Annotated in this window: 21 protein-coding genes and 1 pseudogene; 7 read left to right on the plus strand and 15 right to left on the minus strand. The window is 68.6% G+C overall.

Going from position 1 to position 21801, the window contains the following annotated elements; translation table 11 throughout:
• Nucleotides 1-100: 100 nt before the first annotated feature.
• From DAA40_RS15895 to DAA40_RS15950, 12 genes are all read right to left on the minus strand, one after another.
• Nucleotides 101-1258 carry an ABC transporter permease gene (locus DAA40_RS15895; RefSeq protein WP_106850748.1) on the minus strand — a complete coding sequence of 386 codons (1158 nt, stop codon included), beginning with the start codon at nt 1256-1258 and terminating at the stop codon, nt 101-103.
• Nucleotides 1255-2136, minus strand: coding sequence for an ABC transporter ATP-binding protein (locus DAA40_RS15900; RefSeq protein WP_106850749.1), 882 nt, complete (start codon nt 2134-2136; stop codon nt 1255-1257). Before DAA40_RS15900 ends, DAA40_RS15895 begins: the two co-directional genes overlap by 4 nt.
• Nucleotides 2137-2219: 83 nt before the next feature.
• Complete coding sequence (locus DAA40_RS15905) at nt 2220-2882, minus strand: response regulator transcription factor (protein WP_106850750.1); 663 nt, start codon at nt 2880-2882, stop codon at nt 2220-2222.
• On the minus strand, nt 2879-4249 hold the full coding sequence (locus DAA40_RS15910) for a sensor histidine kinase (RefSeq protein WP_106850751.1): 1371 nt from the start codon (nt 4247-4249) through the stop codon (nt 2879-2881). The genes DAA40_RS15905 and DAA40_RS15910 overlap by 4 nt, the downstream gene beginning before the upstream one ends.
• Nucleotides 4250-4360: 111 nt before the next feature.
• A complete protein-coding gene (locus tag DAA40_RS15915) occupies nt 4361-4882 on the minus strand; it encodes a DUF1697 domain-containing protein (protein WP_106850752.1) in 522 nt (173 codons plus the stop codon).
• Nucleotides 4883-4909: 27 nt separating this feature from the next.
• A complete protein-coding gene (locus DAA40_RS15920; protein WP_106850753.1) occupies nt 4910-6352 on the minus strand; it encodes an aldehyde dehydrogenase family protein in 1443 nt (480 codons plus the stop codon).
• A complete protein-coding gene (locus DAA40_RS15925) occupies nt 6352-7566 on the minus strand; it encodes a M20 family metallopeptidase (RefSeq protein ID WP_199849857.1) in 1215 nt (404 codons plus the stop codon). Before DAA40_RS15925 ends, DAA40_RS15920 begins: the two co-directional genes overlap by 1 nt.
• A gap of 264 nt (nt 7567-7830) precedes the next feature.
• Nucleotides 7831-8649, minus strand: coding sequence for an ATP-binding cassette domain-containing protein (locus tag DAA40_RS15930; protein ID WP_106850755.1), 819 nt, complete (start codon nt 8647-8649; stop codon nt 7831-7833).
• A 55-nt stretch (nt 8650-8704) separates the two neighbouring features.
• Complete coding sequence (locus DAA40_RS15935; protein ID WP_106850756.1) at nt 8705-9730, minus strand: ABC transporter ATP-binding protein; 1026 nt, start codon at nt 9728-9730, stop codon at nt 8705-8707.
• Nucleotides 9727-10590, minus strand: coding sequence for an ABC transporter permease (locus DAA40_RS15940; protein WP_106850757.1), 864 nt, complete (start codon nt 10588-10590; stop codon nt 9727-9729). The genes DAA40_RS15935 and DAA40_RS15940 overlap by 4 nt, the downstream gene beginning before the upstream one ends.
• Nucleotides 10587-11534, minus strand: coding sequence for an ABC transporter permease (locus DAA40_RS15945; RefSeq protein ID WP_106850758.1), 948 nt, complete (start codon nt 11532-11534; stop codon nt 10587-10589). The genes DAA40_RS15940 and DAA40_RS15945 overlap by 4 nt, the downstream gene beginning before the upstream one ends.
• 139 nt (nt 11535-11673) lie before the next feature.
• Entirely contained in the window at nt 11674-12906 is a 1233-nt protein-coding gene (locus tag DAA40_RS15950; RefSeq protein WP_106850759.1) for a DUF4032 domain-containing protein, read from the minus strand.
• A gap of 170 nt (nt 12907-13076) precedes the next feature.
• Between DAA40_RS15950 and DAA40_RS15955 the strand changes: the two genes are divergently transcribed.
• From DAA40_RS15955 to DAA40_RS15980, 6 genes are all read left to right on the plus strand, one after another.
• Nucleotides 13077-14375 carry an extracellular solute-binding protein gene (locus DAA40_RS15955; protein ID WP_106850760.1) on the plus strand — a complete coding sequence of 433 codons (1299 nt, stop codon included), beginning with the start codon at nt 13077-13079 and terminating at the stop codon, nt 14373-14375.
• Between the two features lies 1 nt (nt 14376).
• Complete coding sequence (locus DAA40_RS15960) at nt 14377-15342, plus strand: carbohydrate ABC transporter permease (protein WP_106850761.1); 966 nt, start codon at nt 14377-14379, stop codon at nt 15340-15342.
• Nucleotide 15343: 1 nt separating this feature from the next.
• Entirely contained in the window at nt 15344-16186 is an 843-nt protein-coding gene (locus DAA40_RS15965) for a carbohydrate ABC transporter permease (RefSeq protein WP_106850762.1), read from the plus strand.
• A 6-nt stretch (nt 16187-16192) separates the two neighbouring features.
• Nucleotides 16193-17452 carry an ABC transporter ATP-binding protein gene (locus tag DAA40_RS15970; RefSeq protein ID WP_106850763.1) on the plus strand — a complete coding sequence of 420 codons (1260 nt, stop codon included), beginning with the start codon at nt 16193-16195 and terminating at the stop codon, nt 17450-17452.
• A gap of 95 nt (nt 17453-17547) precedes the next feature.
• Nucleotides 17548-17928: a helix-turn-helix domain-containing protein gene (locus DAA40_RS15975; protein ID WP_234356432.1), complete on the plus strand. Its 381-nt coding sequence runs from the start codon at nt 17548-17550 to the stop codon at nt 17926-17928.
• A gap of 55 nt (nt 17929-17983) precedes the next feature.
• A complete protein-coding gene (locus DAA40_RS15980; RefSeq protein ID WP_106850764.1) occupies nt 17984-18400 on the plus strand; it encodes a VOC family protein in 417 nt (138 codons plus the stop codon).
• 159 nt (nt 18401-18559) lie between these two features.
• On the opposite strand, the gene lipA is transcribed toward DAA40_RS15980, so the two are convergent.
• The 3 genes from lipA to bluB all read right to left on the minus strand — a co-directional run bounded on the left by lipA (nt 18560) and on the right by bluB (nt 21070).
• Complete coding sequence (lipA, locus tag DAA40_RS15985; RefSeq protein ID WP_106850765.1) at nt 18560-19492, minus strand: lipoyl synthase; 933 nt, start codon at nt 19490-19492, stop codon at nt 18560-18562.
• Between the two features lie 69 nt (nt 19493-19561).
• On the minus strand, nt 19562-20431 hold the full coding sequence (lipB, locus tag DAA40_RS16815) for a lipoyl(octanoyl) transferase LipB (protein WP_234356433.1): 870 nt from the start codon (nt 20429-20431) through the stop codon (nt 19562-19564).
• Between the two features lie 9 nt (nt 20432-20440).
• Nucleotides 20441-21070: a 5,6-dimethylbenzimidazole synthase gene (bluB, locus tag DAA40_RS15995; RefSeq protein ID WP_106850766.1), complete on the minus strand. Its 630-nt coding sequence runs from the start codon at nt 21068-21070 to the stop codon at nt 20441-20443.
• Between the two features lie 212 nt (nt 21071-21282).
• On the opposite strand from bluB, the pseudogene DAA40_RS16000 reads away from it, so the two are divergent.
• Nucleotides 21283-21552: pseudogene (locus DAA40_RS16000) on the plus strand (hypothetical protein); the annotation flags it as partial.
• Nucleotides 21553-21801 lie beyond the last annotated feature (249 nt).

The raw sequence follows: 21801 nt of genomic DNA on the forward strand, positions 1-21801 counted from the left end.
CCGACCATCTTCCCACGATCGCCGCCGCGGTGAACCCGCCCCCGATCCTGGAACGTAGCGCCCGCTCAGCGAGCACTACGTTCCAGAATCGGGTCGGGGGCTAGGCGCGGAGGGCGTCGCGCCAGCGGATCACCTTGCCGGTCTTCAGCAGCGACCGCTCGTAGGTGCGCGCGGCGAACCACAGGATGCCGACCGTCGTCGCGAGCATGATCGCCAGCGCGACGAAGGGCTCCCACCACGCCGCCGTCCCGATGTACAGCCGCATCGGTACGGCAACCGGCGCCGAGAAGGGGATGTACGACATCACGGCGAGCACCGTCGGGTTGTTGTTGAAGAAGATCACCAGGAAGTAGGGGAGCATCACCAGCATCATCACCGGGCTCGCAGTCGACTGCAGGTCCTCCATCCGCGAGACCAGCGCGGCGGCCGCAGCGAACAGCGCCGAGATCATGATGAAGCCGACCACGAACAGGACGACGAACCAGATCAGCGGCCCAGCGAGCCCGTCGAGCACGACGGTGTTGTCGGTGAGCATCGCCGACACGAAGACGGCGATCGCGATCAGCGCGATCTGGCCGAAGGCCAGCAGGGACGCCGCGAGCACCTTGCCCGCGAGCATCGCCCGGGCCGGGACGGCGGCCAGCAGGATCTCGACTATCCGGGTCTGCTTCTCCTCGGCCACCGACTGCGCAACGGCCTGACCGAACATGATCGCGGCCATGAAGAAGACCAACCCGAACCCGAAGCCGATGAAGTAGGTGACCACCGGGTTGGGCGCGTTGGGATCGAGCAGCTCGACCTGCGGTGCGATCGACAGCGCCTGCACCAGGTCGTCGGGCGCCGTCCGGTCACCGATGACGGTGAGCCCCGAGGCGTCGGAGCTGCCGAGCACGGCCGCGTCCGCGGTCCCGTCGCGGACGGCGTCCCGCGCGGCCTCGTCGGAGTCCACCACCGTGGTCTCGACGTCGTCCAGGGCACTCACGACCTGCTCGGTCTGGCTGGTGACTGCCACGGACGTCGGTCCGCCGAAGAGGCTCGGCCCGATCGAGGTGAGGACGACGGAGGCGATCACCACCAGTAGCGTGATGGCGGTCGACACGAGGAAGGCCTTGGAGCGCAGCTTGACCATCAGCTCGCGTTGAGCCACGACCGCGACGGCCGGCCAGAACGCGACCCGCCGGCCGCGTGGCATCTCGTCGTCCGGGCCTGGGGCGGCCGACGCGATCCCGTCGGCAGTGGTGGGAGTGACGGTGCTCATCGAACGACCTCCTGGAAGATCTCGGTCAGTGGACGGATGTGCGGCGCGAAACGGGTGACCGACCCGCGCTCGATCGCGGCGTGCAGGACGCGGTCGGCCTCGTCCTGCGTCTCGGCGACGAAGCGGGCGTGCCCGCCGTCGAACTCGATGACCTGGACGCCGGCCTCCCGAAGCCAGCCGAGGTCGGCGGTGGACTCCAGCACCCACTCCGGGCGGGAGTGCTCGCGACGCAGCGTCTCGCGCTCGCCGGCTGCGCGGATCCGCCCGTCGGCGATGATCACAAGGTCGTCGCACAGCCGCTCCACGACCTCGAGCTGGTGCGAGGAGAACAGGACAGGTGCTCCGGCGTTGGCGACCTCGCGCAGGACGCCGAGCAGCGTCTCCACAGCGAGCGGATCGAGTCCGGAGAACGGCTCGTCGAGGATCAGCGCCTGCGGGTTGTGCATGAGGGCGGCGGCGATCTGGACCCGCTGCTGGTTGCCGAGGCTGAGCGATTCGAGGTCGTCCTTCGCGCGCTCACCGAGGCCGAGCAGATCGAGCAGCTCGGCCGCCCGCTTCTTGGCCGCGGGGGCGGGGATCGAGTGCAGCCGTGCCAGGTAGACCAGCTGCTCGTCGATGCGCATCTTGGGGTAGAGGCCGCGCTCCTCTGGGAGGTAGCCGATGGCCGCGCGGTAGTCGGCGGTGATCGGCTCGCCGTCGACGGTCACGCTGCCCGAATCGGCGCTCAGGACGCCGAGGATGATCCGCATCGTCGTCGTCTTGCCGGCGCCGTTGCCGCCCACGAAACCGGTCATCCGGCCGGGCGCGATGCTGAAGGAAACGTCGTCCAGTACTTTGCGGTCGCCGAACGAACGGCTGACCTCATGTAGCTCGATCATGCCTTCGACATTAGGGCGCCGGTCGGGCCGGCCGACTCCCCCGCGCGGCCAGAATCCCTCTCCCCCGTGAGAGGGAGCGGAGCTCAGCCGCCGGGCCGGACGACGCCGTGCTCGTAGGCCCAGATGACGGCGTGAATCCGGTCGCGGATCGCGAGCTTGCTCAGGATGCTCGACACATAGGTCTTCACGGTCGCCTCGCCGACGTACATCTTGGCGGCGATCTCGGCGTTCGACAGGCCCTGCGCGAGATGCAGCAGGGTCTCGCGTTCCCGCTCGGTCAGCTCATCGAGTGCCTCGGGTGATGGAGGTACCTGCTCCTGCCGTGTGGGGACGGCGAACCGCTCCAGCACCCGGCGGGTCACGGACGGCGCCAGCAGCGCGTCACCGCGGGCAAGCGCGTGGACGGCGTCGATGAGCTGCTCCGGCTCGGCGGTCTTCAGCAGAAAGCCGCTGGCCCCGGCCTGCAGTGACTCGAACAGGAAGTCGTCACGATCGAAGGTTGTCAGCATCAGCACCGAGCCCGTGCTGTCGCCCGCGCAGATCTGCCTGGTGGCGGCCAGCCCGTCGAGCACCGGCATCTGCACGTCCATGCAGATGACGTCGGGCCGGAGCTCGCTCGCGAGCCGGACCCCTTCCTGCCCGTCGGCTGCTTCCCCGACGACCTGGAAACCCGGCTCGGACTCCAGGATGGTGCGGAAGCCCGCTCGCACCAGCGCCTGATCGTCGACCAGCAGGATTCGCGTCATGGATGGACTTCCCTCGTCGCTCGTGCGTCATCGCCTGGCCCGCGCGGGCCAGGCTCAGCCGGGTTGGCCGGGTTGGCCGGGTTGGCCGGGTCGGCCGGGTCGGTCGGCTTGCTGGACGGCTGCGGCACCGGGATCGCGGCGCGGACCAGCCAACCGCCGCGGGAGCGCGGCCCGGCCTCCAGCTCGCCGCCGAGCGCGATCACCCGCTCCCGCATACCGACGAGCCCGAGCCCTCCGCCGGGTGTCGGGGTGCTCGGTTGAATCACGGGTTGAGCGGGTCCGCTTGCGGTGGCTGCTGGCAGGCCGTCGTCGGCGATCTCGACCTCGACGTCCGCGGCCGTGTAACGCAGCCGGACGTCGACCGCGGCATTCGGTCGTGCGTGCTTTCGCGCGTTGGTCAGCGACTCCTGGGTGACCCGGTAGATCGTCAGCCCGACCGCGGGAGACAACGCGCGCCGCTCACCGACCGTCGTGAACGTGACCTGCTGACCGGTGGAGCGAGCCGCATCGAGCAACGACGAGAGGTCATCGAGAGTGGGCGGTGGTCCCTCCTCGGACGCCGAGTCGTTGCGCAGCGCGGCGACCATCGTGCGTAGCTCGCCGATGGCCTCCCGGGCGGACTGCTCCACGGTGCGCAACATGGCTGCGGCGCGGTCGGGGTCGGACTCCAGCACCCGCCGCGCCGCGCCTGCCTGGATGCCCATTGCCGAGACGTGATGCGCGACGACGTCGTGCAGCTCGCGGGCGATCCGCACGCGTTCCAGGCCGACCGCCTGCTCGGCCAGCTGCACCTGCTGGGCAGTGATCTCGCCGTGCGCGCGGTCGAGGTCGGCGCGGGCGAGCGCGTCGCGCCACGCGCGATCTCCGAACAGCCAGGCGCCGATGAAGAACGCCGCGTTGATCATCAGCTGGATCGCCACGAAGGCGACGTACCCCGACCGGTCCGCTGCCACCTGTGGGTCGTCGAGATGGCGCAGTACGCCGATCACGAACCAGGCGGCCATTGACAGCACGATGAGCAGCCGGCTGCCGAACGCCAGTCGGCGATTCGTCTCCCACGCACCGACGGCGTACACCCCGACGAAGAGGCAGACCTGCGAGGCGTAGAACTCGAGGACGCCGAGCTCCATGGCGGCGATGTAGATCACGGCCTGCGTGAGCATCGCTGGGACCGGCCAACGCCGGCGAACGGCGATGGGCACGGCGAGCGCGCACGAGGCGAGAAGGGGCACCCATACCGGCTGGGGCTCCAGGAGATTCGCCTTGATGGACAGCAGCGCGACCAGGGCGCCGACGCCGGCCAATGCTGCGGCGAGCAGCAGGTCGATGCGCGCAGCCCGCGCATCGGGGCGACGACGGGTGGGCATGCGTTTGACCCTATGCAATCGGCCCACGCCGACGCCTCCGCCGTACGACGGAGAACGGACGTTACCGGCGGCGGCGATGTCGATCAGCAGCGGTAGATCAGCGGCGCCCCGCTACCGCGCAAGGCGGCGGACGGTGTCCCAGGTACGGGTCGTGACCTCCTTGCCGAAGGTCCGCTCGATGACCGTCATGAAGGCGCCGCCGCGTGGGCCCGGCACATAGCTGCAGAACGACTCGGTTCCCCGCAGGTCGTGGATTGTCCCGTCGGAGTGCACCACGGGCAGCGGCGGCGGTTCGGCAGGCTCGGACAGATGGAAGGTGACGACCTTCTTGGCGCCGTCGGCCAGCGGCCAGTCCTTCCACGGATCGGCCGCGATGAGCGCGCGCAGCTCGTCCACCGGCCGGACGATGGTCAGGAAGGTGCGCCCGAGACGTTCCTCCAGCGCGCGCTCCGCACGTCGGCGAACGGTGGCGGGGGCGCACCGGCGTCCCGCGCGGAACAGCACGTTGCCGCTGGCCAGCACGGTGCTGACCTCGTCGAAGCCCGCCGCCTCGAAGGCTGCGCGAAGCTCGGCGGACGGCGCGTTCGTCGGACTGACTCCGCGCAGCAGGGCCGCGTACTCGACCTGGGTCATGGTGCTCACCGTAACCGGCGGCCCCGTCTAAGGCGCGGGCCGGATGGTCGCCATCCGGGTCACGGTCATCTCCTCGATCGCGAAGCGCGGACCTTCGCGACCGATGCCCGAGTCCTTGACCCCGCCGTACGGCGCGATGTCCGAGCGGAATCCCGGGACCTCGTTCACCACGATCCCGCCGGCCTCGATCTGCTCGATCGCCTCGAACGCGGTCTGCAGCGACGAGGTGTAGATCGCACAGTGCAGTCCGTAGCGCGAGTCGTTGACCTCGTCGTACGCCGACGGCAGGTCGGGAACGGTCTTCAGGCACACCACCGGCCCGAACACCTCCTCACGCCACACCTGAGCATCACCGGGGACGTCGCTCAGCACGGTGGGGCGGACGACGCGACCGTCGGTCGATCCGCCCGCGAGCACAGTCGCGCCCGCGGCGACAGCATCGTCGACCCACTGCTGCACCCGTTCGGTGGAGCCTGCGTCGATCAGCGGCGCCACCCTGGTGTCGGCCGACCGTGGATCACCGACCACCACCCGGTCCAGCGCATCGATGACCTTCGATGTGAACTCCTGTGCGACGGGCTCCTCGACGAGCACCCGCTGCACCGAGATACAGGCCTGGCCGTTGGCGTAGAACCCGCCTCGTACGACGGCGTCCGCGGCGGCGTCGAGATCGGCGTCCGCGGCCACCACCAGGGCTGCGTTCGAACCCAGCTCGAGCACCACCTTGCGCGGGGCGGCGGCCCGGGCGATCTGGTGACCCACGCCGGCGGACCCGGTGAAGGACACCATCCCGATGCGCGGGTCGGTCGTGAGCGCCTCGCCGACCTCCGGCCCGCCGGAGACGAGCTGGATGCCGGACGCTGGGCCGCCCGCCTCTACCAGCGCCTCGCGCATGAGGTGCACGAGCCACAGGGTGGCCAGCGGGGCCTGCGGCGGCGGCTTGAGGATCACCGGACAACCGGCCGCGACGGCCGGCGCCAGCTTGTGGCAGGCCAGCAGCACCGGGTAGTTGAAGCCGGTGATGCCGACGACGACCCCAATCGGACGCCGGGTCCAAAAGCCGATCAGGCCCTCGCCGGCCGGCAGCATGTCCAGCGGCACCGTCTCGCCGTGCAGCCGGGCCACCTCCTCGGCCGCGGTGCTGAGGGTCAGCGCCGAGCGAGCCGTCTCGACCCGGCAGTCGACCAGCGGCTTGCCGGTCTCGAGCACCAGAAGATCCTCGATCTCCGTCTGCCGTTCGACGAACCGTTCGTACGCCAGCCGCAGTGCCTTGGTACGCACATGGGACGGCAGCGCAGCCATGGCCGGCCGCGCATCCACAGCGATATCCACAGCCTTCGAAGCGAGTTCTTTCGATCCGACCGGCGCCCGGCCGACCACCGAGCCGTCGTATGGAAACAGCACATCGGCGTACGTCGATGGCTCGACCCATGCCTCGCCAATCGGCAGTCCTGCAGGGAAATCTGGCATTACCTGGCCTCATTCAGGAAGATCGATGCGGTCTCGGCGTACACCCGGGCGCAGGTCTTGACGTCGTCCACCCCGACCCACTCGTCGGCCTGGTGCGCGATCCACTTATCCCCAGGACCGTATACCACGCTGTGCAGCGCCGCGTCACGTACCAGGATGGTGCCGTCGGTCGTCCCGGGGACGCCGCCGTACGCCGGCTGTGAGCCGACGACGTTGACGTGCGCCTGGACCAACGCCGAGACGACCGGGGAATCGATCGGGGTGTCGACGGGCGGGCGGTCGTCGATGACGTCGGCCTCGGCCTTGCAGTCCGACTCGAGCGCGGTCTCGTCAACGATCTGCCGGATCTGGAACAGCAGGTCATCGTGATCGACCGCCGGGGTGGTCCGAATGTCGCAGAGGAAGACTGCGCGCGCCGGGATCACGTTGAGCTGGTCGAGATCTCCGGCCTGGATCATCGTCGTGGTGATGTAGTCGTCGCCGAGGTGTTCATGGGTGCCGTTGCGCTGCTGAAGCTGATCCTGCAGCTCGGCCAGCCGCACGATCATCCGCGCAGCGACCGGCACCGGGTTTCGGCCGTGCTGGGGCATCGCGCCGTGCGCCATCTTGCCGAAGACCGTGACCCGCAGCCGGATCGCGCCCTTGCTGACCGCGCACACCTCGTAGTCCTCGGGCTCGCAGACGACGACGCCGTCGATCTCCTTGGCCAGCGGCTGCTTGGCGAAGTGTTTGGCGCCGAGCATCATGCCCTCCTCGTCACACAGCGCGGCGACGACGATGCGCCCGGGGAACTCGCCCTGCAGCTGCAGCGCGCGTACGCCGTACATCGCGGCGGCCAGCCCGCCCTTCATGTCCGCGGATCCACGACCGAGCAGCCGCCCGTCGCGGATCTCCGCGCAGTACGGCGGGAACGACCAGTCGCTGTGAGACCCCGGGCTCACGACGTCGGTGTGCCCCTCGAACATCAGCGTCGGGCCGGGAATGCCACAGTCCAGCACCGCGACGACGTTCGGGCGGCCGGGGACGACGTCCTCGACGGTCGGATCCCAGCCCCACTCTCGCATCTTCCCGGCGACCGCCTCGGCGGCCTCGGCCTCGGTGTGCGGGCTCTGGACCGAGTGCGGCGGGTCGGTGTCGTACACGCTGGGGATCCGCACCAGTTGTTGTACGAATCCGATCAGCTCGTCGTCCTCGACGTCCCAGTTCGCGGTCACGGCCACCATCCCTCGCCCGTCGGCACCAGACCGCCAACATATCGGCCCACCAGCTGGACGCACGAAAGTTGCCCGGCCGCGCGCGCCGATCGGGCCGTTACTCGCTGGTAGGGGGCCGCCGGCTTCGCGGTACCCGGGATCGCGGCGGCGGCTCCCTATGATCCGAACAAGGCGGTCACCAGCCGAAGGCGTAAGAAGAACGGATCAGATCATGACCAGGATCATCAAGGGCCTGCCATCGACGCATGGCGATGACTAAGGTGATCAGGCGAGCAGATCCTCGGTACTGACGCCGGCCAGCGACCTGCGCAGGGTCGGGATCGCGGCGACTAGCCGCTTGGTGTATTCGGACTGCGGGTCGCCGTACACCTGGTCGGTGTCGCCGATCTCGACCAGCTTGCCCTCCTTGAGGACGGCGACCCGCTGGCACAGATGCCGGACGACGGACAGGTCGTGCGAGACGAACACCAGCGTCAGCGACCGATCGCGTACCAGCCTGTTGATCAGGTTCAGCACTTGGGCGCGTACCGACACATCGAGCGCCGACACTGGCTCGTCGGCGATCAGGATGCTCGGGTTGGGCGCGAGTGCCCGCGCGATGGAGATCCGCTGGCGCTGTCCACCGGAGAACTGGTGCGGGTAGCGATCGGCGTACGACGGGTCGATGCCGACGTCCTCGAGCAGCTTGTCGATGTCGGCGCTCGTATGCGAGATGCCCTGCGCGTCGAGGGGCTCAGCCACGATGTCGCGGACCTTCATCCGCGGGTCCAGCGAGCTCATCGGGTCCTGGAAGACCATCTGCAGCTTGCTGCGCAGCTGATTCACGTGCTTGCCGTTCTTCGACAGGTCGATGCCCGCGACCTCGATCTCCCCGGACGTCGGCTCGTCGAGCCCGGCGAGGATACGCAGCAACGTGGTCTTGCCCGACCCGGACTCACCGACGATGGCGAAGCGCTCGCCGGCGGCGACCTCGAAGGACACGTGGTCCAGCCCGAGAGTGACACCCGGCGTAGTGAACAGCGACGTGCGCCGCAGCGGGTACTCGCGGGTGAGCTCAGCGGCCCGGATGATCGGCTCGCCCATCACGCTCTCCGCATCCGGAGGCAGCGGGGTGAAACCCGCCGCGAGAGGACGGCGCTCATCGCGGCATCTCGATCGGGTGGTAGCAGGCGTAGCCGCTGTTGCCGCTGACGGCGTCCACCGGCTGGCCATCGCGTGTCGTCCACGGCGGTACGACGGTGCACTCGTCGGTCGCGTTGGGACACCGGTTGCGGAACACGCAGCCGTCGGGGAACCGCCCCGCCGGCGGAACCGAGCCGGGAATCGCCTGCAGGTTGCCCTCCTCATCCACTTCGTCCAGATCGGACGACGCCAGCAACCCGGCCGTGTAGGGATGGCGCGGCGACTCGAACACCTCGTGCACCGTGCCGGCCTCGACGACGCACCCGCCGTACATCACAAGCACCCGGTGGCACATCATCGCCACCACCGCCAGGTCGTGGGTGATGAACAGCAGCGCCGAGTCGTGCAGGTCAGCCTCCTCGCGGATCAGGTCGAGCACCTGCGCCTGCACGGTGACATCCAGCGCGGTCGTCGGCTCGTCGCAGATCAGCAGCGACGGGTCGTTGGCCAGGGCGATCGCGATCACCACCCGCTGCCGCTGCCCGCCGGAGAGCTGATGCGGGTACTTCTCGGCCGACTGTTCCGGGTCGGGAAGTCCGACCTGCTCGAGCAGCTTCACCGCCTCCCGCATCGCCGTCTTCTTCGAGGGCTGGGTGTCGTGGATCAGCATCGTCTCGGCGATCTGCCGGCCGATCTTCATCGACGGGTTCAGTGCCGTCATCGGCTCCTGGAACACCATCGCGACGTCCTTGCCGCGATGCGCGGCAAGCTGCTTCTCGCGCAGCGCCATCAGGTCGACGTCGTTCAGGACGACGCGGCCGGACGCCGACAGGTTCTCGGCCAGCAGGCCGATGATCGCCAGCGAGGTCACCGACTTGCCCGAGCCGGACTCGCCGATCAGCCCGACGCGCTCGTCGCCGTCGATGGAGAAGGTGACGCCGTCCAGCAGCCGGAAGTTCGCCGTGTCGACGCACAGGTTCTCGACCGTCAGCACCCGCCGCTTACTACAACGGGTGTCAGCAGGAGGGGTGGGCGCGCTCATCGTGCCTCCGAGAGGGTGACGTCGAACTTGTCGCGCAGTCCGTCGCCGAGCAGGTTGAAGCCGATCACGGCGAGCGCGATCGCAACGCCCGGCACCACCCCGAGTCGCAGGGCCCGGTAGAGAACGGCCTGCGAGTCGAAGAGCATGGTGCCCCAGGTGGCGTTCGGCGGGGGAGTTCCGAGGCCGAGGAAGGACAGCCCCGCCTCGGCGAGGATCGCGATCGCGAAGGCGACCGAGGCCTGCACGATCACGACGCTGGCGATGTTGCGCAGCACGTGCTTGAGCGCGATCTTGAACGATCCGTGCCCCGCGGCCCGCGCCGCCATGATGTAGTCCGTCTGCAGCACCTGCAAGGTGCCTGCCCGAGCGACGCGGGCGAACGACGGGATCGTCGCGATTCCGATGGCCACCATCGCGATCAGGGTCGAGGCACCGTAGATGGACTTCAGCATGATCGCCAGCAGCAGCGCGGGGAAGGCCAGCAGCAGATCGTTGCCGCGCATTACCAGCTCGCTGACCCACCGCCGTTTGGTCATTGCTGCCCAGATCCCGAGCGGTACGCCGATGCAGGCCGCGATGCTGACGGCCACGATGCCCACCAGCAGCGTCGTCCGGGCCCCGACCATGATCCGGCTCGTCACGTCGCGGCCGTAGATGTCACCGCCCAGCCAGTGCGAGCCGCTGAACTGCGCGTACTTCTCGGTCACCGAGTTCAGGTTGGGTGGGTACGGCGTCCAGAAGATGGAGATCACGCCCACGAGCACGATCAGCCCGACGAGGAACCCGCCGATCAGCAGGTTCCAGTTCAGCTCGCCGAGCCGGCTTCGGCGCTGGGGCTTGATGGCGGCAGTCGCGGTCATCGGTTGCTCCGCAGGCGGGGGTCGAGGAAGACGTACAGCAGCTCGACGATCAGCGTGATCAGCAGCGTGATGAACACCAGCACCATCACGATCGACTGGACGCCGATCAGATCGCGGTTGGCGACCTCGGTCAGCAGCATGTCGCCCAGGCCGGGGATCACGAACACCCGCTCGACGACGACCGCGCCGACCAGCAGAGTTGTCAGCTGCAGCCCGAGCACTGTCACGACGGGGATCGAGGCGTTGCGCAGCCCGTGCCGGATGATCGCCTGGTAGGGCGTGAGCCCCTTCGCGCGGGCGGTACGCATGTAATCGGCCTTGAGGACGTCGAGGACCGCTGACCGCACGTATCGAGAGAGGACGGCGCCCTGTACCAGCCCGAGCGACAGCGCCGGCAGGGTGATCTGGCGCAGGAACATGACGAAGTCTTCCTGCGGCGCGGTGTATCCGCCGACCTTGAACCAGCCGACGCGCAGCGCTAGGTAGTTGATCAGGATCAGGCCGAGCCCGAACGCCGGGATCGCGACGCCGATCTGCGAGATCACCGACAGGACCGCTCCGCTCGGGCGGCGGTGCCGCACGGCCATGACGATGCCGAATGGGACGGCGATGACCAGCGCGACCACCATCCCGCACAGCACCAGCACGAGGGTCCGGTTGAGCTTCTCCCAGATCTGCGGGCTGAGGTCGAAGTCGCCGATCCACGCGCGGCCAAAGTCGCCCTGCATCATGCCGGTGATCCACTCGACGTACCGCACGAACCACGGCCGGTTCAGCCCGAACTTCTCCCGCAGCGCCGCGACGGAGGCGTCGTCGGCGTTCAGCCCGAGCGCGACGCGGGCGGGATCACCTGGCAGCAGGTTCATGAAGGCGAACACCACCAGCGAGGCCACGAACAGTGTCAGCAGGAAGATGCCGACTCGCGTCAGGATCTTCACCGCCATACGGTCGCTCCTCGGGTCCGGTTTGGCGCAACATTACCCAACTCGCCACTGGCTGCGCCCGCTGATCGCGGCACGGACGGGGCCGGACAACCAGACCCTTCTTCCGCATCGTGAGCGAGGACGGTGAGTGCCGGGCGCCTCACGTCCCGTCGGCGTCGAGTGGACGCATCGTGAGCGTCGTCTCCAGTGGATCGAGTCGTAGATGGTCGCGCACATAGCTGCGGGCGGCATCGAAGATATCGACCTCGTGACCGGCCCGCTCCGACAGCAGCCAGCGGTGCTCGAGCACCTCGTGGAAGATTTCCGGATCGCTCAGCTCGCCGCGCACGTGAACGGGGACCATCCGCACGATCGGCTCATAGATCCGCGTCAGCCACCGGTGCGCCACCAGCTCGCGGTTCTCGCGCTGCAGGTCGTTGTGCATGGTGTAGGCATCCAGGTCATTGAGCAGCCGCCGCGCCTGGTTGTCCTCCATCGTCATGCCGGTCAGACGTTGCAGGCGACGGCGGTGGAATCCCGGCTCGACGGCCTTGGGTTGGATGCGCACCGTGGCGCCGTCCCAGTCGGTGACGATGTCGAGCTCGTCGACGTCGAAGCCGAGCGCGTTGAGCCGCTCGACACGCTGCTCGATTCGCCACAGCTCGTCGGTCGAGAAGTCCTCCTCGGCGGTGAGCTCCTGCCACAGCTCGTCGTACCGGTCGCGCAACCGCTCGGCGACCTCGAGCGCGTCGACCTCGGTCGTGAGGCTGCCCGCGGCCTGCAGATCCATGACCTCGGCGAAGATGTTCCCGATCGCGGTGTCGATGTCGTACGCGCGCTGCCCGTCGCTGAGCTGGTCGTGCAGCTCGCCGGTCTCGGCATCCACCAGATATGCGACGTACTCCCCGGCCGCCGGACGGAAGAGCGTGTTGGACAGCGAGCAGTCACCCCACGCGAATCCCGCGAGGTGCAGGCGGGTCAGCAGGACGACGAGGCCGTCGATCAGTCGCGGGACGACGGCCGGATCTACGCCGCGGGCGAAGATCTCGCGGTAGGGCTGTGAGTAGGGCAGTCGGCGCGTCACGAGCGCCGGCTCGATCTCCGTGCCGTCAGCGGCGCGGCGTCCGGAGACGACGGCGACCGGCTCGACCACCGGCTCACCTAATCGTCGTAGGTCACGCAACAGCCGGTACTCCCGGTCGGCGTAGTACGGCCGCGTCTCTTTGACGGCCAGGACGTCATCCTCCCCGACCCGCACGAACCGGACGACATGCCGCGAGATTCCTCGCGGCAAGCCCGCGACGAACTCGCCCTCCCATTGCTCCAGCGGGAGGTGCCAGGGCAGCGTCAGCAGCCCGGGCGGCGGTGTGATGGCGAGGATGCGCAGCGCCATGCGAGGCATCATGCCAGGTCAGAGGGGTCTGCCGGAACCGTTGCTAGCGCCGGGTAGTTCCGGTCACGGTTGGGTAACTGAAACCGGATTGCGCCGCTTCCCTCTGTCGCGATCGTTCGAATCGGGGGAAGTATGTGGGGCGCGACACAGCACAAGGAGGCTTACTTCCCATGGCCCGACCGACGAGGACCGCGCGGCAGACGGCGCGGCCGCGCAGAAGGGCGGCCGCAATGATCGCGGCCGGCCTGGCGGCGGCGACGCTCACCGCCTGCAGCGCCGCCGATGGAAAACCTACACTCACGTGGTACGTCAACCCGGACGGCGAGCAGACCAACCGGGCGACCGCCGAACGATGCAGCACCGACGAGTACTCGATCGACGTCCAGCTGCTGCCGACCGACGCCTCCCAGCAGCGTGTGCAGGCCGCCCGCCGGCTGGCGGCAGAGGACGCCGGGATCGACCTGATGAGCCTGGATCCGGTTTTCGTGCCGGAGTTCGCCAACGCGGGCTTCCTCGCCGAGATTCCCTCGGAGTACGAGGACCAGGCGGTCGGTGAGGACGTCGTCGGCGGCATCGCGGACACTGTGAAATGGGAGGACAAGGTCTACGGCATCCCGCAGTGGGCGAACACGCAGGTGATGTGGTACTCCAAGTCGCTTGCGGAGCAGGCCGGGCTCGACATGAGCCAGCCGGTCACCTGGGAGCAGATCATCACCGCGGCGGCCGAGAACGACGGCACGGTCGGCGTCCAGGCCAAGAAGTACGAGGCGTACGCCGTCTGGATCAACGCCCTCGTGATGGGCGCCGGCGGCGAGATCGCGACCGATCTCGAGGCCGGGGCCGACGCCCAGATCGAGATCGACTCGGACGCCGGAAAGCAGGCAGCGGCCGTCGTCGAGATGCTGGCCAGCTCGCCCGCGGCGCAGTCGGACCTGACGAACGCGAACGAGGGAACCGTGCTGCCGTACCTGTTCCAGAACGGCGGCGGGTTCATGATGAACTGGACCTTCGTCTACAAGGGCGCGGGATACACGGACGAGCAGATCGAGGATCTCGGCTGGGCCCGCTACCCGCAGACCGTGGCAGGCCAGGAGTCACGCCCGCCGGTCGGTGGCATCGACATCGGGGTGAACGCGGCGTCCGACGATCTCGACTTCGCGCTCGAGGCCGCGGCGTGCGTGGCCGACGACCAGTCGCAGATCGACCTGGCGACCACCGACGGCCTGATGCCCGCGAAGCTGTCGCTCTACGAGGCGCCCGAGCTGACCGAGTCATACCCCGCCGATCTGCTGCAGCTGTTCGCGGAGTCGCTGGACGCCGGTGGTCCTCGCCCAGTGTCCGCCGTGTGGAACGACATGTCGCTGGCGATCCAGACCTCGTGGCACCCGCCGACCGAGGTCAACGAGAACACTCCGTCGGAGTCGGCGGAGTTCATCAAGGCGGTCCTCAACGGAGAGGCGTTGGTGTGACATGAGCACGTACACCGCACCCCCTGAGGACCTCGACCGCCAGGTCGACCGGAAGGCCGACCGCAGGGCCAAGAACGCCGAGTCGGACCGGCTGAAGGCCGAGAACCGGCTCGGGCAGAAGCTTGTGCTGCCGGCGGTCATCCTGATGCTGTTCGTGACCGCATGGCCGATGCTCCAGGCACTCTGGCTCTCGCTGTTCGAGTATCGGCTCACCTCTCCGGACGACCGGGAGATGGTGGGGCTGAGCAACTACGGCGCAATCTTCACCGACCCGATCTTCTGGCGCGACACCGCCAACACCGTGATGATCATGGTCGTCACGGTCGCGGTCGAGTTCGTCATCGGTCTGGCGTTCGCGCTGATCATGCACCGCGTGATCTTCGCCCGCGGGCTGATCCGCACGTCGATCCTGATCCCCTACGGGATCATCACGGTCGTCTCGGCGTTCGCCTGGCAGTTCGCCTTCAGCGCCAACAACGGCTTCGTGAACTACTGGCTGCCGTTCGTCGAGGACAACTTCGACTGGTTCGGCAGCTACGGCTCGTCGATGATCGCGATCATGATCTCGGAGATCTGGAAGACGACCCCGTTCATGTCGCTGCTGCTGCTGGCCGGCCTGGCCCAGGTCTCCGAGGACACCCTCGAGGCCGCCAAGGTGGACGGCGCCACGTGGTGGCAGCGGCTGTACAAGGTGATCCTGCCGAACATGCGCTCGGCGATCATGGTCGCCGTCCTGTTCCGGGCCCTGGATGCCTACCGCATCTTCGACAACATCTACGTGATGACCCGGGGTGCGAACAACACGGAGTCGGTGTCCTTCCTGACCTACCGGCAGTCCATCGAGCTGCTGAACCTCGGCATGGGCTCGGCGCTGTCGGTGGTGCTCTTCCTCAGCGTGCTGGCGATCGCCGCGCTGCTGGTGAAGATATTCCGCGTCGATCTCGCGCAAGCCCGAGGGGAGAGCTGAGATGAACCTACGCAAGATAGGAATGGTGCTCGGCTTCCTGCTGATCATGGTCTGGTGCCTGCTGCCGGTGGCCTGGATCATCTCGCTGTCGTTCAAGTCGCAGGAGTCGATCACGGCCGGCAGCCCCGGCTTCTTTCCCAAGGAGGGCGGCTTCGCCGGCTGGGAGAACTACCAGGCGCTGCTGACCGGCGACCACTCCAGCTTCGTGAAGGCGATCATCAACTCGATCGGCATCTCGCTGATCTCGACGCTGCTGTCGGTCATCGTCGCGACGCTCGCGGCGTACGCCGTGGCCCGCCTGGAGTTCAAGGGCAAGAAGTTCGTGCTGTGGGTGGCGCTGGCGATCGCGATGTTCCCGGTCGTGTCGCTGGTCAGCCCGCTGTTCGACCTGTGGAGCAACATCGGGCTGTTCGACACCTGGCTCGGCCTGATCATCCCGTACATGTCGTTCACGCTGCCGCTGGCGATCTGGACCCTGTCGGCCTTCTTCCGGGAGATCCCGTGGGAGATGGAGCAGGCGGCCCAGGTCGACGGCGCCACGTCATGGCAGGCGTTCCGCAAGGTGATCGTCCCGCTCGCGGCCCCCGGTGTGTTCACCACCGCGATCCTGACGTTCTTCTTCGCCTGGAACGACTTCGTCTTTGGAATCTCGCTGACCTCGAGCGACAACGCGCGGCCGATCCCGGCAGCGATGTCCTTCCTCGTCGGCTCCGATCCGTTCAACCCGCCGTCCTCTCTGCTGGCGGCGGCCGCGGTGATCGGTACCGTTCCGATCATCATCATCGTCCTGTTGTTCCAGCGAAAGATCGTCGCCGGTCTGACCTCCGGCGCAGTGAAGGGCTAATTCCTCATGGCCGATATCCAGATGAAGAACATCGTCAAGAAGTACGGCGACGGGTTCCCGGCGGTCAACGACGTCTCCATCGATGTCGAGGACGGCGAGTTCCTGATCCTCGTGGGGCCGTCCGGCTGCGGCAAGTCCACGCTGCTGCGGATGATCGTGGGCCTGGAGGACATCACCTCCGGCGACATGATGATCGGCGGCAAGCGGGTGAACGACCTGTCGCCCCGGGACCGCAACCTGGCGATGGTGTTCCAGAACTACGCGCTGTACCCGCACCTGTCGGTGTACGAGAACATCGCCTTCCCGCTGCGGCTGAGCAAGAAGTTCAGCGACCAGGAGATCGACGAGAAGGTCCGCGAGGCGAGCAAGACGCTCGAGCTCGACGAGCACCTCGAGCGCAAGCCGGGCAATCTCTCCGGCGGTCAGCGGCAGCGTGTGGCGATGGGCCGGGCGATCGTCCGCGACGCCGACGCGTTCCTGTTCGACGAGCCGCTGTCCAACCTCGATGCGAAGCTGCGCGGACAGATGCGCACCGAGATCGCCCGGCTGCAGAAGAAGCTCGGTATCACCACGGTCTACGTCACCCACGACCAGACCGAGGCGATGACGCTCGGCACCAAGGTCGCCGTCCTCAAGCGGGGCGTCCTGCAGCAGCTGGCCTCGCCACGCGAGCTCTACAACAACCCAGTGAACCTGTTCGTGGCCGGATTCATCGGCTCGCCGCCGATGAACTTCCTGCCGGCGACCGTCGAGGGATCGACGGTGAAGCTGCCCTTCGGCCAGGTGGAGCTGCCGCCGGACAAGGCCGAGAGAGTGCAGGGCAAGGGGCTGTTGATCGCCGGCATCCGCCCGGAGCACTTCGAGGACGCCACCGTGGTCGACAACCCGGCGGCGGGCTCGACCTTCCGCGCCACGGTCGACGTCGTCGAGTGGCTGGGCAACGAGCAGTACGCCTACATCCCCTTCGATGCGCCGCCGGAGGTGCAGGCCCAGCTCGACCAGCTCGAGAAGGACCTGGACGGCGACTCGATGCGCAGCCAGATGGTGGTCTCGCTTGACTCGGCCAGCCGGATCAGCGAGGGCGAGGAGGCCGAGCTGCAGATCGACGCCAGCAAGATCCACCTGTTCGATCCGGAGTCGGGGCAGAACCTCACCGTCACCTCCAGTGCCGGCTCGGGCAACGGGGCGCCGTCCGCGACGTCACGCCCGGTCGACGCCGACCGTGACGCGCCCCAGGACGGTGCGACCGCGGTTCGCCCCGAGTAGCCCGCTCCACAGGCGCCCCCCGGCTCGTCGTCACGACGTGCCGGTGGGCACCTGTCGCTGTGCTGGGGTCCCGAACGACCCGATAGTGTCGCGGTGTGGAGTCCCGGACGCGCCAGCTGCTACGTGCTCGCGATGTGATGGACCGGCGGTACGCCGAGCCGCTCGACGTGGCGACCCTGGCGGCAGTGGCCTGCCTGTCGCCGAATCACTTCATCCGGCAGTTCAAGCTGACCTTCGGGGAGACCCCGCACCAGTACCTCTACCGCCGCCGCATCGAGCGTGCGGCGACCCTGCTGCGCTCGACCCAGCGATCGGTCACCGAGATCGCGATCGAGGTCGGGTACGAGTCCCTGGGGACCTTCACCCGCACCTTCGTCCGGCTGATGGGACGGACACCGTCCGCCCACCGCGCCCTCGGGCCACTGCCGAACGCTCCCGGGTGCTGGATCATGGCCAACTCTCGCCCGGTGGGGTGATGTGGGGTGATTTCGGAGAAGCCCGCGGGGCCGAGCACCCCCTAGCGTTGCTCCCATGATTACCAACATCGCCATCACCCCCATGTACGTGACTGATCAGGATCGGGCACTGGAGTTCTACACCGGCGTCCTCGGGTTCGAGGTCGAGACGGACGTCGACCTGGGCCCGATGCGCTGGCTCACCGTCCAGCTGCCCGGCCAGCCCGGTCGCCGCATTCTGCTGCAGAAGCCAGGCCCGCCGGCGATCGACGCCAAGACCGCGGCGCAGGTCGTCGAGCTCACCGAGAAGGGCGCCGGAACCTGGACGATCCTGGAGACCGACGACGTCCGGGCTGCGTTCGAACGGCTGGAGGCGGCCGGGGTCGACATCACCGAGGAGCCGACCGAGCAGCCCTACGGGATCGACATGGCGATCCGCGACCCGTTCGGCAACCAGATCCGGATCACCCAGCCGGCGCCGGCCGCCACCTGAGAACCGAATGCGGCCGGAAACTACGCAGATCTGGCACGTCGTGTGCACTATGCACTTCGACCCCCAGATTTACGGAGGTTTGTGCGCTATCAGCCGGACCGTCCCGGTCCTGCCCGATCTATCGGCGGGGGAGGCTCGTGGCTGCGTGCGGGAAAATGGTCAGTGCGCGGCGGCGCGGGCGTCGATCGCCTGCTGGTAGAGGCGTCCGGCGCGGTACGACGACCGCACCAGCGGCCCTGACATGACGCCGACGAAGCCGATCGCCTTCGCCTCGTCGGCGAGCTCGACGAACTCCTCTGGCTTGACCCACCGGTCGACCGGTAGCAGGTGAATGTTGGGGCGCAGGTACTGGGTGATCGTGACCAGGTCGCAGCCGGCGTCGTGCAGCTGCTGGAGGGCCTCGCTGACCTCGGCGCGGGTCTCGCCCATGCCGAGGATCAGGTTCGACTTGGTGACCAGGCCGGCGTCCCGCGCCTGGGTGATGACGTCGAGCGAGCGCTCGTAGCGGAAGCCAGGCCGGATCCGCTTGAAGATCCGCGGAACGGTCTCGACGTTGTGCGCGAACACCTCGGGACGCGCCTCGAACAGCTGGGCCAGCAGCTCGGGCTTGCCGGAGAAGTCCGGGGCGAGCATCTCGACGCCGGTGCCGGGGTTCAGGTCGTGGATGAGCCGGATCGTCTCGGCGTACAGCCAGGCACCCTCGTCAGGCAGGTCGTCGCGGCACACACCGGTCACCGTCGCGTAGCGCAGCCCCATCTTCTGCACCGACTCGGCGACCCGCATCGGCTCGCCGGTGTCGTACGCCGTGGGCTTGGCCGACTCGATCTGGCAAAAGTCGCAGCGGCGAGTGCAGTGCTCGCCGCCGATGAGGAAGGTCGCCTCGCGGTCCTCCCAGCACTCGAAGATATTGGGGCAGCCGGCCTCCTGGCAGACGGTGTGCAGGCCCTCGGACTTCACGAGCGACTGCAGGTCGCGGTACTCCGGGCCCATCTTGGCGCGGGTCTTGATCCACGACGGCTTGCGCTCGATCGGGCTCTGGGCGTTCTTGGCCTCTACCCGCAGCAGGCGGCGTCCCTCAGGTACGACAGTCACCGCACCAGGCTACTCCCGCCGGTCAATCGACCGCTCGCGTCACATTCGGACCCGCTATAGCGGGTCCAACTACGACGCAGGTGGGGAGAGGACGTCGGCGAGCGGGGTCGCGTAGTCACAGCAGCGTCGTAGGTGCGGCTCGAGCAGCCGCGCGACCTCGGCCAGCGGCGGGGCGTCGCCGAGCTCGGCGGCGATCGACGTCACGCCCGCGTCGCTGATGCCGCACGGGATGATGTTCTCGAAGGCTGCATTCCCGTTACTGACGTTGACCGCGAAGCCATGCAGCGTCGTACGCCGGGCCACCCTGATCCCGATCGCGCAGATCTTGCGCTCCGGCCGCCCCGGCGTCGCCACCACATTCCGCAACGACAGCGGTACCGAGTCATACGCGCGCCCAGCACCCTCCGAAGTCTCTGGCTCTTCGTGCTGCCCGGCCGAGGAATGCTCCCGTCCAGCCGCGTCCGGGATGTCCGGGCCGGACGCCGTCAACGGCGCCGCTCCGACCGCGGGCAGCCAGACGCCGGTCCGCCCCTCCACGCGACGGCCGGCAATGCCGAGCTCGGCGAGCATGTCGATCACCGCCTGTTCCATGCGGCGCACGTGGTCGACGACGCCGATCCGGCCCGGCAGCGTGATGATCGGGTAGCCGACGAGCTGTCCCGGACCGTGCCAGGTGATCTTGCCGCCACGGTCTACGTCGATGACCGGAGTGCCGTCGAAGGGCCGCTCCTCGGCGAGGGTCTGCCGGCCGGCGGTGTAAACGGGCTGGTGCTCCAGCAGCAGCACCCGTCCCGGCAGCTCGCCGGAGGCGACGCGGGCGTGCACCGAGCGTTGGTAGTCCCACGCCCACTGGTAGTCGATGCGCCGTCCCTCGCGCAGGCCGAGCCACTCGATGTCGAGGCTGGACGGCGCTGGGTCGAGGTCGGACGGCGCTGGCACGCCAAGATCCTACGCGCGCGGGCCGTCCCACGTGTCACGGTGGATCGCGTCCTGCAGCGGACGGCGCCCCCGCCAGCCGAAGCGCTCGAGATCGGGCACCTCCTGCAGCTGCGAGACCGGTCCGACGCACAGCCAGGCGACCGGTCGTACGCCGTCCGGCAGGCCGACGAGGGAGGTCAGGAAGTCCTCGTCGTAGAACGACACCCAGCCCACGCCGACTCCCTCGGCGACGCCGGCCAGCCACAGGTTCTCGATGGCCAGGGCGACCGACAGGACGCCAGTCTCGGCGATCGTGTGCCGGCCGAGGATGTGGTTGCCGCCGCGCGAGTGGTCGTAGCTGACGACGACGCCGGTGCCGCTCTCGCGGATGCCTTCGATCCGGATCGGGTCGAAGGTCTCGCGTCGCGCAGGCGGCAGAGAGTCCGCGAACTCCTGCCGCCTCTGCGCGACGTGCGCGGCCATCCGGTTGAGGATGTCGGCGTCCTGGACCACCACGAAGTCCCACGGCGCGCTGTGCCCGACGCTCGGCGCCTGGTGCGCCGCGCCGAGCATCCGCAGCAGCGCCGGCTCGTCGATCCGCTCGCCGGTGAACTCGGCCCGTACGTCGCGGCGTCGCGCGATCGCCTCATACACGTCCATGCGTCCATGCTTTCGTATGCCCTGTCGCGGCCGCGCGGTAGGTTGCGCCCGAAGGCGCCGACGAAGCGCGGCGGCGTCGGCCGGCGCACGACCGTGGCGTACGACCGTGGCGTACGGCGGCGGGAAAGGAGACCGATGGACGGCGAGGTGCTCGCGCAGACGATCGACGTCCTCGACCTGGTCGGTGTCCTGGCCAACGCCTCGGCGGTGGGGCGGTGCGTGACATCGCGATGGGCAGCATCCCCATGGTGCTGGCCAGCGGCACTCCGCTGTACGCGACGCCGGCCCTGGTCGCCGCGGGTGTGCGGGCAGCGTTCCAGGCCGCCGGTAGCCCGGGAATCGGGATGCCGGTCGCGACGCTTGTCGGTGCCGCGGTGTATCTGCTCGCGCGGTGGCGGGGGTGGACTCTCCCGGAACGCATCGAGTGGACGGCGATGCCGGTCGGCCGAACCGCACGCAAGGCGAACGACCGCGACGAGTAACCGTGCACGACACGCCAAAGCAGCGGCGGGGGGGCCCCCCCGGGGGGGCGCCCCCCCCCCGCCCGGGGGATTTGTGCCGGGCGCGGGGGCCCGAGCCGCCCACCCCAGCCAGGGGGGGGGGTCGTGGAGGCGCAGCGCGCCCCCCCGCCGGGTCTTTTGCAGGGCGCCGGGGCCGCTCCTTGCCACGGGCAGGGTTGCGGGCCAGGAGAGGGAAGAGGCCCCGGCGCGCTGCGGTGGGAGCTTTCCCGC

Origin of the sequence: Blastococcus sp. Marseille-P5729, assembly GCF_900292035.1 — a bacterium.
In the GTDB taxonomy this organism is placed as follows: Bacteria; Actinomycetota; Actinomycetes; order Mycobacteriales; family Antricoccaceae; genus Cumulibacter.